Annotated in this window: 9 protein-coding genes; 5 read left to right on the top strand and 4 right to left on the bottom strand. The window is 68.6% G+C overall.

Annotated features, from left to right (window positions below; translation table 11 throughout):
• Positions 1-217, bottom strand: a 217-nt coding sequence (locus OXG33_09470) for a hypothetical protein (protein ID MCY4114148.1), incomplete at its 3' end; no start/stop codon positions are given.
• A gap of 487 nt (positions 218-704) precedes the next feature.
• Here OXG33_09470 and rpsO point away from each other — a divergent pair.
• From rpsO to OXG33_09450, 4 genes are all read left to right on the top strand, one after another.
• Positions 705-1,022 (top strand): 30S ribosomal protein S15, encoded by a 318-nt coding sequence (gene rpsO, locus OXG33_09465; protein ID MCY4114147.1) that lies wholly within the window; start codon positions 705-707, stop codon positions 1,020-1,022.
• Between the two features lie 223 nt (positions 1,023-1,245).
• Entirely contained in the window at positions 1,246-3,468 is a 2,223-nt protein-coding gene (locus OXG33_09460) for a polyribonucleotide nucleotidyltransferase (GenBank protein ID MCY4114146.1), read from the top strand.
• A 9-nt stretch (positions 3,469-3,477) separates the two neighbouring features.
• Positions 3,478-4,260 carry a 4-hydroxy-tetrahydrodipicolinate reductase gene (dapB, locus tag OXG33_09455; protein ID MCY4114145.1) on the top strand — a complete coding sequence of 261 codons (783 nt, stop codon included), beginning with the start codon at positions 3,478-3,480 and terminating at the stop codon, positions 4,258-4,260.
• On the top strand, positions 4,260-5,300 hold the full coding sequence (locus OXG33_09450) for an aspartate-semialdehyde dehydrogenase (protein ID MCY4114144.1): 1,041 nt from the start codon (positions 4,260-4,262) through the stop codon (positions 5,298-5,300). Before dapB ends, OXG33_09450 begins: the two co-directional genes overlap by 1 nt.
• Before the next feature lie 134 nt (positions 5,301-5,434).
• Here the strand turns inward: OXG33_09450 and OXG33_09445 are convergent, their stop codons facing one another.
• Entirely contained in the window at positions 5,435-6,184 is a 750-nt protein-coding gene (locus OXG33_09445) for an acetoacetate decarboxylase family protein (protein MCY4114143.1), read from the bottom strand.
• A 179-nt stretch (positions 6,185-6,363) separates the two neighbouring features.
• Here OXG33_09445 and pckA point away from each other — a divergent pair, with 179 nt between their 5' ends.
• Positions 6,364-7,971, top strand: a complete 1,608-nt coding sequence (gene pckA, locus OXG33_09440; protein ID MCY4114142.1) for a phosphoenolpyruvate carboxykinase (ATP) — start codon at positions 6,364-6,366, stop codon at positions 7,969-7,971.
• 22 nt (positions 7,972-7,993) lie between these two features.
• Here the strand turns inward: pckA and OXG33_09435 are convergent, their stop codons facing one another.
• Together OXG33_09435 and OXG33_09430 are read right to left on the bottom strand one after the other, a co-directional pair.
• A complete protein-coding gene (locus OXG33_09435; protein ID MCY4114141.1) occupies positions 7,994-8,608 on the bottom strand; it encodes a YIP1 family protein in 615 nt (204 codons plus the stop codon).
• A gap of 35 nt (positions 8,609-8,643) precedes the next feature.
• Positions 8,644-11,289, bottom strand: coding sequence for a vitamin B12-dependent ribonucleotide reductase (locus OXG33_09430; GenBank protein MCY4114140.1), 2,646 nt, complete (start codon positions 11,287-11,289; stop codon positions 8,644-8,646).
• Positions 11,290-11,374 lie beyond the last annotated feature (85 nt).

The raw sequence follows: 11,374 nt of genomic DNA, 5'->3' as shown, positions 1-11,374 counted from the left end.
CGAGGAGGTTGCGGACATAGCGAAAGCTGATGAAGGCGTCGTCGGTGATGAACCATCCGACACTCGTCAACCATCCCAGCAGGGCCAACCAGGGGAGCAACAGCAGCATGGTGAAGACCTGAAGTCTTCGCCGTGCTTGCGCAAGCCTGCGCGCGGTGCGCGAAGAGCCGCAGCCGTCAGTGCCGGGGAACGCCTCGGGGCTATCTGCGCGAGCCATGGACGAAACTCGGTGGGAGCTCGGAAGGCTGCATCCTAGCGAACCAGCTTCACCGCAACCGAGCGGAGAGCCGTGGCCGAGCCGGCGGCGTCCAGAAGGCAGAGCATCACCGCCTGAGCAATGCTCAATGCCGCGCCCTCCGTGTCCGCGCTCCCGGCTCACCACCGAGGGGCCCACCGGGAGCCGGTGCATTCTAGGCAGTACGGCGCCTGATACGAGGACTGACGAGTACGGAGGCTCGGTGACGTGGGCGACTTGGTGTGGGCGACTTTGACATCGGAGCGCCGTATGGCTACCCGGCAGCGACGGGCGCCCGAGACTCCACGGTTGACCCAGGGGGATGGATTCCCGCCCGGCATTGAGTACGGGGCAGGCTCTTCGCGGGAGTGACGGACTCAATGACGCCCGCTGCCGTCTCGTTTCGGGAGTTGATCGTGCGGTACACTGCGGCGAGTGATGGGCGGATCACTTTCCGTCCCGATACCCAATGCGGGTGCCCCTAGTGGACGCCCGCGATTTTTCTGGAGCCACCGTGGGTTTCGTTTCGCCCAAACGCGAGCAGGTCGACGCGTTGCGCCTGCACAGCGACGACACGGGCTCGGCGCCGGTGCAGATTGCCGGGCTGAGCGCGCGGATCGAGGAGCTCACCGAGCACCTGAAGCAGCACCGCGGCGACAAGCACACGCGCTACGGTCTGCTGCGCATGGTCGGGCGGCGGAGCCGCTTGCTGAAATACCTGCGGCGCACACAGCCCGAGACTTATCGCGAGGTGATCACCACCCTTGGTTTGCGGGTGCGCCAATAGTCGCCGGCTCGAGTTGCCGACGGCGCGCCGCTCCGGAAATCCCTTTCTCATGGTCCTTGGCCCCCGGTTCATCGCCGAAGCTGCACCGACGGGCCTCAACTATTTCGCTTCGGCATAGTTCGGCGGGTCGAATTTCGCGGACGAGCTAAGAAACGAGCCGGCAACTCCGGTTGCCCCCTCCTTTCTTCGCTTGTTCCGCCGGCCCGCCCGGGAGACGTGCGATATGCACAGAGTTGAAACCGAGCTGGGAGGGCGAACCTTCAGCCTGGAGACCGGCGAGTTGGCCGGTCAGGCGGACGGCGCGGTCGTGGCGCGCTACGGCGACACGACGCTGCTGGCGACGGTGGTCTGCTCCAGCCCCCGCCAGGGGCTGGATTTCTTTCCGCTCCAAGTCGAGTTCGAGGAGCGGGCCTATTCGATCGGCCGCATTCCCGGCAGCGTGCTGCGCCGCGAGGGCCGTCCGCCGCTGTCGGGAATCCTTGCCGGCCGCCTCGCGGACCGCTGCATTCGGCCGCTGTTCCCCGATGGGATGCGCAATGACACGCAGATCGTCCTGACGCTGCTGACGCACGACGGGGAGAACGAGCCCGACGTGATGGGCATCGTGGCCGCCTCGGCCGCGTTGATGCTCACCGGGCTGCCTTACGAAGGACCCGTGGGCGCCCTGCGGGTAGGTCTGGACGGTGACGAGCTGGTGGCCAACGCGCCCATCGACCCCGAGGGCGGTGAGCCGGAGCTCGACCTGGTCGTGGCCGGCACGCGCGACGGCGTGGTGATGCTCGAGGCCGGGGCCCAGGTGGTGCCCGACGACACCGTGGTGCGCGCGATCAACTGGGGCCAAGAGCAGCTCCAGGGCCTGGTCGACATCCAGCTGCAACTGAAGGACCTGGCCGGCAAGCCGGCGCGTGACGTGGACATCATCAAGCCCGCCGACGAGCTGATCGAAGCGGTCAGCGAGCGCTACGGGTCCAGGATTCAGGACGCGGCGCGGGTGATGGATCGCGCGGAGCGCAAGGCGCTGCTCGGGGCGGTCGCCGCGGACGCCGAGACCGAGCTTGGCGACGACCACGATGCCGCGAGGATCGACGACGCCTTGCACGACGTGGAGGCAGAGGCGGTGCGCGCGCTGATCCTCAATGAGGGGATTCGCCCGGACGGACGCGACGAATCCGCGCTGCGCAAGCTCTCGGCGCGGGTGGGCGTGCTGCCGCGCATTCACGGCACCGGCCTGTTTCAGCGCGGCGAGACCCAGGTGCTGGCGGTGACCACGCTCGGCACGCCGCGCGACGTGCAGCGCATCGGGCTCACGGACCTGGAAGCCATGGCCCAGCCCAAGCGCTACATCCACCACTACAACATGCCGCCGTATGCCAGCGGCGAAACCGGACGGCTGGGATCGCCGAAGCGCCGCGAGGTTGGCCACGGCGCGCTGGCCGAGCGCGCCATCGCGCCGGTGCTGCCTGACCTGAAAGACTTCCCTTACACCATCCGCGTGGTGTCGGAGGTGCTGTCGTCCAACGGGTCGACCTCGATGGCGTCGACCTGCGGCAGCACGCTGAGCCTGATGGATGCCGGCGTGCCGCTCAAGGCCCCGGTCGCGGGGATCTCGATCGGCCTTATCGTCGGCGACGACGGCAAGTTCGTGGCCCTCACCGACATCCAGGGCGCCGAGGATCACTTCGGCGACATGGACTTCAAGGTGGCGGGCACGGCCGAGGGCGTCACGGCGGTCCAGGTCGACATCAAGGTCAAGCATCTGACCCCCGAGATGATCGAGGCGGCGGTGCAGCGGGCCCGCGAGGCGCGGCTGCAAATCCTGGATGTGATGCGGGTGAGCATTGCCGAACCGCGCGACGACGTGGGCGAGTTCGCGCCCAAGATCACGCAGATCTCGATCCCGCCGGACAGCATCGGCGCGGTGATCGGGCCGGGCGGAAAGATGATCCGCCGCCTGGAGGCCGAGACCGGGGCCAGCATCGACATCGAGGAGGACGGCACGGTGACCGTCGGCGGGGCCACCCGCGAGGGTACCGACCGCGCCGTCCAGATGATCAAGGACCTGACGGGCGAGGTCGAGATTGGCCGCACGGTTCTGGGCAAGGTGACGCGTATCATGAACTTTGGCGCGTTTGTCGAGATCGTGCCCGGCAAGGAAGGCTTGGTTCCGATCAATGAGCTGGCCGAGGAGCCGGTGGGCTCGGTCAATGACGTCGTGTCCGAAGGGGACGACATCATGGTGATGGTGGTTGAGGTCGATCACCTGGGCCGCATCAACCTGTCGCGGCGCGCGGTGCTGCAAGACCTGACACCCGCCGAGACGCTGGCCACGGCGCCGCCGCGGCCGGGACGCGATGGGCCGCGCGGCGGCGGTCGCCGCAACGGGCCGGGCGGACGCGGCGGCGGTCGTCCGCGCCGCCCCCAGCGCGGCGGTCGCAGGTTCGACTAGGGCGGAAACATGTTTCGAGTAGCCGTGCTTGGTTCCAGCGGCCAAATGGGCCAAGCGGTCGTGGCGGCCGTGGAGGGCGCCGACGACCTGGAGCTTGTCGCCCGGATCAACCGGGTGCCGTCGCCTGGGAGCGCGCCGTTCTTCACGGAGTTCGGCAAGGCCGTTGAGGCGGCATCGCCCGAGGTCGTGGTGGACTTCTCGGTTGCCGAGGCGGCGGCGGACCATGCGCTGGAGGCGCTGGACGCCGGCGTGTCGCCGGTGATCGGCACGACCGGGATGTCGCACGACCAAGTGGCGGCCATTCGCGAACGCGCGGACGCCACGGGCATGGGGGCGTTCATTGCGCCCAACTTCGCCATCGGCGCCGTGCTGATGATGCAGATGGCCGCGATGGCGGCCCCACACCTGGACAGCGTCGAGGTGATCGAGCTGCACCACGACCGGAAGCGCGACGCGCCCTCGGGAACGGCGGCGCGCACGGCGGAGCTGATCGTGCGCGCGCGCGGCGGGCATCCCGCCCAGGACGCCGCCACCGAGGCCTTCACGCTGGAGGGCGTCCGCGGCGGCGTGCGCGGCGGCGTGCGAGTGCACAGCGTGCGACTGCCGGGCCTGGTGGCGCATCAGGAAGTGATATTCGGCGGGGAGGGGCAGACGCTCACGATCCGCCATGACTCGACGAGCCGGGAGTCGTTCATGCCCGGCGTATTGCTGGCCGTTCGACAGGTGCGCGGGTTAAGCGGCCTGGTGATCGGCCTGGAGCACTTGCTCACAAGCTCCGAGGGAGAAGCCTAATGTCAGCGGGATATGCGGTGGGAGTGATCGGCGCCACGGGCGCCGTGGGCCGCGAGTTCTTGCAGGTGATGGAAGAGCGCCAGTTCCCGGTGCGCGAGCTGCGGCTGTGGGCCAGCCCGCGCAGCCGCGGGCGGCAGATCGAGTTCAACGGCAAGCCGTACACCGTCGAGGCGCTCGAGGACGCGGTGTACGAGGGTCTCGACTTCGTGCTCATATCGGCGTCGGGCGACATCAGCCGCGCCGAGGCCCCGCGCGTGGCAGAGTCCGGCGCGCTGGCCATCGACGACAGCTCGGCGTTTCGCTACGACGACGCGGTGCCGCTGGTGGTGCCGGAGGTCAACGCGGAGGACATCGCCTGGCACCAGGGCATCGTGGCCATTCCCAACTGCTCCACGACGCCGATCGTGCAGGTGCTGGCGCCGCTGCACGCGGTGAACCCGCTGCGGCGCATCATCGCCGACACCTACCAGTCGGTCTCGGGCGCCGGCGGGCGGGCCATGGAAGAGCTGGCCGAGCAGACGTCCGCTCAGGCCCGCGGCGAGACGCCGGCGGTCGACCCGGATGTATTCCCGCACCTGATCGCCTCCAACCTGATTCCGTCCATCGACTCGCCGCGCGACGACGGCTACTCCAAGGAGGAGTGGAAGGTCTGGGCCGAGTCGCGCAAGATCATGCACATTCCCGATCTGGCCGTGTCGGCCACCTGCGTGCGCGTGCCGGTGTTCCGGGCCCATGCGGCGGCCGTCCACGCCGAGTTCAGCGAGCCGTTCGACGCCGACGAGGCGCGCGCGATGCTGGAAGACGTGCCCGGAGTCCAGGTCGTCGACGATCTGGCGGCCGACCAGTACCCCATGCCGTCGGACGCGGCGGGCAACGACACGACGTGGGTGGGCCGGATTCGCCAGGACATGTCGCATCCGAACGGCCTGGTGTTCTGGGTGGTGTCCGACAACCTGCGCAAGGGCGCGGCGACAAACTCGATCCAGATCGCGGAAGCCGCCATCGCGAATCACTGGCTGAAACAGACGCAGCCGGCCTAGCGGGGGCGCGGGCTCTCGGTTCGACCGGACCGGATTCCGGCGTTCGCCGGAGTGACGGCGGAGCTACTCAAGGGTCTCCGAAGGCGGGAATGACGAAGGGGTGAATGGCTGGCGTCGGGGCCTGCCCCCGCCGCCTAACCCTCCCAGGGCTCCTTCAGAAAGTCCCGATCGATGACCCCGAAATCCTCGGTGAAGTCGGACTCGACGTAGAAGGCGCCGGTGAACTCGCGCGGCTCGAGCGCCGTCACGTCGAATACCGGCGACGGGCGGAACTCGACGACCCCGTCGCCCGCGCGGCTGACGTGGACCACCGTGTCGGCGGCCTGCCGGCCGCCGGATACGAGCTGCAATACGTCCAGCCCGTCGCCGTCGGCGCGGGGAATCACCTTGAGGCGCCACATCGGCGTCAGGTCGGGCAAGTCGGCCGGATCACATGCCAGGTGCGCCGTCGAGCGCACGGCGGCAACCTCCACGCCGCCAACCGAGGCGGTGGTGGCCATCACCCGTTCCACTTGCTCCACGCGCATGTCGGCCCAGACCTTGGGCGTGCCCCAGATCTCGCGGCCCGCCGGGATGCTGCCGCGAGAGTTCAGGTACTGCACGACGACGTAGTAGCCCGCGCGCCCTTCGAACTGGCATCCAGCCGCCACGACGATGCCCTGAAACGCGCCGTAGTGACTCGACCACGGGGCGTCCACGCCGATGGCGGCGCATTCGCCGTCAGGCGCCGGCGTCAGGCACTCGGGCAGCAGATTGGCCACGCGGTTCGGGTCGGCGCGGAACAGCACCGTCTGCGCGCGCATGCCCCGATAGCGGGCGGGTGGACGCGGAAAGTAGGAGGAGGACACGGGCATCCCGTCGACCTGACTCAGTGGAATCGGCATGCACGGGCTCCCGTTGAACGCGCCGCCCCGCATTGTCGCCAGCGTCTCATCCACCGGCAACCATCGCTGCGCGGCGCGAATCTGTACCATCGGTGCGCCGGGCGACAGCTTCGTCCGGTTTTGGCGCACGGCCGCAGGGCCCGATCAGGCGCCCGCCACCAAACTCAGGAGGCCGATTCGTGTCGGATGCAGGCGACGACCCTCGAGCGGGATCCCTGGCCTCGCTCGGGATCAAGAATCACGGACAGGTCTTTTGGGATCTCCCCACGAGCAAGCTCTACGAGCACGCCGTGCGCGCCGGCGAAGGCGAAGTCGCGCATCTGGGCCCATTGGTCGTGCGAACCGTTCCCCACACCGGACGGTCGCCAAACGACAAGTTGGTGGTGCGCGACGCCGAGCGCGCGAACGCCGTGTGGTGGGGCAATCACAACAAGCCTTTCGAGCCCGAGCGCTTCGATGGACTCTTCGGGCGTCTCCGCGCCTACATGCAGGGACGGAACCTCTACGTCCAGAACTGCTTCGCCGGCGCCGATCCCCGCTACCGGCTCTCGGTGCGGGTGATCAACGAGCTGGCCTGGCACAACCTCTTTGCGCGCAACCTGTTCATCGTGCCCACCGCCGACGAGCTCGCCGGCCACGAGCCGGAGTTCACCGTCATCGACATGCCCGGCTTTCAGGCCGACCCGGACGAGGATGGCACCAACTCGGGCACGTTCATCGTGGTCAACTTCGCCGAGCGAGTCATCATCATCGGCGGCACGGCCTACGGCGGGGAGATGAAGAAATCCATCTTCACCATCCTCAACTACCTGCTGCCGCAGCGCGGCGTGTTGTCGATGCATTGCTCGGCCAACGTTGGCGCCGAGGGCGACGTGGCGCTGTTCTTCGGACTCTCCGGCACGGGCAAGACCACGCTTTCCACCGACCCCGAGCGGCCGATGATCGGCGACGACGAGCACGGCTGGAGCGACACGGGGATCTTCAATTTCGAGGGCGGCTGCTACGCCAAGACCATTCGCCTGTCCGCCGAAAACGAGCCGGAGATTTACCAGACCACGCGGCGCTTCGGCACGGTGCTGGAGAATCTTCCCCTGGACCCCGAAACGCGCCGGCTCGACCTCGACTCGGACGAGATCACCGAGAACACGCGCGGGGCCTATCCGATCTCGCACTTGCAGAACGTGGTGCCCGGCGGCATGGCCGGACATCCCCGCAATATCGTGCTGCTGGCGGCCGACGCGTTCGGCGTCCTGCCGCCGATTTCACGCTTGACTACCGAGCAGGCGATGTATCACTTCCTGCTTGGCTACACCGCGCGCGTGGCCGGCACCGAGCGCGGGGTCACCGATCCGCAGGCGACCTTCAGCGCCTGCTTCGGCGCGCCGTTCTTGCCGCTGCCGCCGCCGACCTACGCCGCGATGCTGGGCCAGCGGCTCGAGCAGCACCGGCCGCAGGTGTGGCTGGTCAACACCGGCTGGCTGGGCGGCCCCGCCGGTGAGAGCGACCGCGTGCAGTTGCCGCACACCCGGGCCATGATCCGCGCCGCGCTCAGCGGCGCCCTGGACGGCGTGCCGGATGCCGTCGAGCCGGTCTTTGGACTGCGCGTGCCCGCGACGTGCCCCGACGTGCCCGGCGACCTGCTCGACTCACGCGGCCAATGGGCCGACCCGGCGCGCTACGACGCGCAGGCCGTGCAGTTGGCGAAACGCATGCGCGAGGCCTTCCAGCCGTTCGCCGCGACCGTGTCGGCGGAGGTGCTGGCGGCGGAGCCACCGGCCGGCGCCTGAGTGACGGCGTCGACGCCGGGAGCTAGGTTGCCGCCCCGGCGTACGCTCCCGCGAGCAAGACGCTCCCAATCACGACACCGATGATGAAGGCCGGAATGAAGCCGAGGATCATGGTTGCGATAGCCTGACCATTCGCCAAGCGCATCGACTCGCGGATGGCGAAGAAGCTCGTGGCCAGCGCCCAGAGCCATACGCCGATCTGCACGATGACTCCAAGGCCCGGGATGAATGTTGCGACGTTCAGCACGCCCGGCGCTTGTGCGAATCCTAGTGCGCGCGCCACCTGCAGGAACCCTACGTCTTGCGCGTCTGTGGAGATCAGCCGCGTTCCGGCGAACCACGCGACCCCGGCCCAGGCGAGCCAGGCGATGACGCTCAGAATCGGGGTGAAGATGAGCCAGACGAAGTTCGCGTCGTCAGCCTCTTGGTCTCCGGTGGCAAATGTTCCCGGATCCGGCGGCTCAACCTGAAAGCCGATGAAGGCCCCGATAGCCGCCGCGAGGGCGGCAATGATCACCGCGAACGTGGCCTGCTGCGTGGCCGTCGTGTCTGCCGTCACCTCGGCGTAGAGCTCACGGTCGAGCCGCGCCGCGCGGATCATCCGATTGACGAGCTGGCCTTGTGGGGCGTCATTCATCGATTACGCTCCCGTCCGGCGGCCCGTCTCGGAGGTCAGCCGCAGTCGCTGTAGCCGCATGAGATGCACTTGAGGCATCCCTCCGCCGACACCAGGTGGCTGCTGCCGCAGGAGGGGCAGGCGCCGGCGAAGGACATCCCCGCCGCCGCCGACATCGTCGGCTGCGCCTCGGCGTGTCCCATGGAGGCCGCGCTCGCTTGCGGAGCCGGCGCGGCGGCGGCGACCGGCACGTGCTCCGACCGGTCGCCCTCCAGCGTCACACTCGGCGGGGCGTAGGTGCCTTCGCCCTGCAGGTCGACCATCGGCACGTAGCCCTCGGGCTGCGAGCTCATGCGCAGCGCGACGACTTGCGCGATCGCATCGCCGCACGACAGGACACGGGTCGGCCCGAATCCGGTCGGCCGGTGGCAGGTGATGCCGCGCAGGTGGCTGTGGACGACGTCCACCGGCGCGCCCGAGCGCAACGCCAGCGAGACGAGCCGCCCAATGGCCTCGGTCTGCGCCGCCGCGCACCCGCCAGCCTTGCCCAACGTGGCGAATAGCTCGAACGGGGACCCGCGTTCGTCGTCGTTCACCGTGACGAACAGCGGTCCGCACCCGGTGCGGATGCGCGTCGTGGTGCCGCGAATCTGATCCGGGCGCTCGCGTTCCTGCGCCGCAACCATCGGCAGCGGCTCGGGAGCGGCGGCCGGCGGCGTTGGCGCCGGTGCGGGCGCGGGATGCCCGTTGGCTACCTCGGCCGGCGCGGCGGCATGGCCGTTCGTGGCAGCCTCGACGACTGCCGGAGCCTCCTCGGCCGGGGTCTCGTCCCGCCGGGTCTTATCGCCCGAGTCGCTCGTGGTCAGCACCTGCAAGTCGCGGCTGCCGTCGCGATAGACCGTCACGCCCTTGCATCCCAGCGTGTAGGCGAGGCGATAGCCGCGCTCCACGTCCTCCCGCGTCGCCTCGTACGGGAAGTTGATGGTCTTGGACACGGCGTTCTCGGTGTGGCGCTGGAACGCCGCCTGCACCCGGATGTGCCAATCCGGCGTCACGTCGTGCGCCGTCACGAAGATTTGGCGGGCCTCGTCCGGGACCGTTTCCAGCGCCTGCCGCGCCGAGTCCGGCGTGTGCTCGGTGATGCGCAAGCTGCCGTGGTTGTCGGTGATGGCGTCCAGCAGCGCGTCGCTGTAGAACCCGCGCGCGCGGGCGTACTGCTCGAACTGCGGGTTGACGTAGCGCAGCGAGGTGGCCGCGTTGTCGTCGCCGTCGCGCATCACGTTCTTCCAGAAGATCAGCGCGAAGAGCGGCTCGATGCCGCTGGAGCAGTCCGCGATCATGCTGATGGTGCCTGTCGGCGCGATGGTCGTGACGGTGGCGTTGCGGCGCGGGGCGTGGCCCTGGGAGTCCCAGAGCGAGCCCTCGAAGTTCGGGAACGCGCCGCGCGCTTCGGCCAGCGCCTCGGAGGCGCGCCGGCCTTCGTCGTTGATGCACTGCATCACCCGCTCGCCCAGCTCCTCCGCTTCGGGGCTGTCGTAGGCGATGCCCAGGGTGAACAGAATGTCCGCCCAGCCCATGATTCCCAGGCCCACGCGGCGGTTGCCGTGCTTGACGATGGCGTCGATGTCCTCCAGCGGGAAGTTCGAGGCCTCGACCATGTCGTCCAGGAAGCGAATGGCCAGCCGCACGTCGCGGCGCAGCGCGCTCCAGTCGATCGCGGCGCCGTCGGCGGTCAGGTGCTTGGAGAGATTCAGGCTGCCGAGCACGCACGCCTCATAGGGCAGCAGCGGCTGCTCGCCGCAGGGATTCGTGGTGTCCTGCCGCGCGACCGACGGCGTGGGATTGGTGCGCTCCAGCCGGTCCAGGAAGATCATGCCGGGTTCGCCGTTCAGCCAGGCGCCGTCCACCAGCTTTTCCCAGATGTCCGGTGCGCTGGCGCGGGCGGGAGTCTCAGTGGCCGGGTCCACGTGGGTCGCGCCCGTGCGCGGATTCACCAGGTCGTAGTCCCCGCCGGCTTCCACCGCCGACATGAAGGCGTCGGTCACGCCAACCGAAATGTTGAAGTTCGCAATCCGCCCGTCGCTGGTCTTGCAGCGAATGAAGTCTTCGATGTCGGGGTGATCGACGTTGAGGATGCCCATGTTGGCGCCCCGGCGCGTGCCCCCCTGCTTAATCTCGCCGCAGGAGTAGTCGATCATGGACATGAAGCTCACCGGCCCGCTGGCCACGCCACCCGAGCTGCGCACGAAGTCGCCACGCGGCCGGATGCGCGAGAAGTTGAAGCCCGTGCCGCCGCCCGTCTGGTGAATGATTGCGGCGTTCATGTCCGTGGTCTTGATGCTGCGCAGGTCGTCGTCGATCGGCAGCACGAAGCACGCCGCGAGCTGGGCGTAGCCGCCGGGCTTGCCCGCGTTCATCAGGCAGGGGCTGTTGGGCACGAACCGCAGCCCGCGCAGCAGCCCGTACATGTCGTCGAAGAGCTCGCGATGGCCGGCGTCGTCCACCCAGTCCCGCTCGCGCTCGATGTCGATCACGCCGCGCGTCACGCGCTCGAAAAACTGGTCGACGTCTTCGATGGGATGGTCCACGCGATCCTTCAGGAAATAGCGCTTTTTCAGCACCGCAAGGGCGTTGTCGGACAAGGCCGGCCAGGCCGCGGCGCTCTGCGGCGTGGTCGCAGCGGTAGCCCTTGTCTCTAGCATCCTTTCCCTCTCCCCCGTTCGACCGGAGACCCTGCTCCAGCGGAAGCGACGCTCGCTTCCTTGTACTTCATTGTGGACAACAAAG

It is taken from the genome of Chloroflexota bacterium (assembly GCA_026708035.1).
Taxonomy (GTDB): domain Bacteria; phylum Chloroflexota; class UBA11872; order UBA11872; family UBA11872; genus JAJECS01.
The sequence above is the reverse complement of the archived record's forward strand: the minus strand, read 5'-3'. Positions and strand labels throughout refer to the sequence as shown.

Bases quoted from the DNA above. Each gene is read 5' to 3' on its own strand.
- rpsO (MCY4114147.1), top strand. From the start codon at position 705: ATGCGGGTGCCCCTAGTGGACGCCCGCGATTTTTCTGGAGCCACCGTG.
- OXG33_09460 (MCY4114146.1), top strand. From the start codon at position 1,246: ATGCACAGAGTTGAAACCGAGCTGGGAGGGCGAACCTTCAGCCTGGAG.
- dapB (MCY4114145.1), top strand. From the start codon at position 3,478: ATGTTTCGAGTAGCCGTGCTTGGTTCCAGCGGCCAAATGGGCCAAGCG.
- OXG33_09450 (MCY4114144.1), top strand. From the start codon at position 4,260: ATGTCAGCGGGATATGCGGTGGGAGTGATCGGCGCCACGGGCGCCGTG.
- OXG33_09445 (MCY4114143.1), bottom strand. From the start codon at position 6,184: ATGCCGATTCCACTGAGTCAGGTCGACGGGATGCCCGTGTCCTCCTCC.
- OXG33_09435 (MCY4114141.1), bottom strand. From the start codon at position 8,608: ATGAATGACGCCCCACAAGGCCAGCTCGTCAATCGGATGATCCGCGCG.
- OXG33_09430 (MCY4114140.1), bottom strand. From the start codon at position 11,289: ATGCTAGAGACAAGGGCTACCGCTGCGACCACGCCGCAGAGCGCCGCG.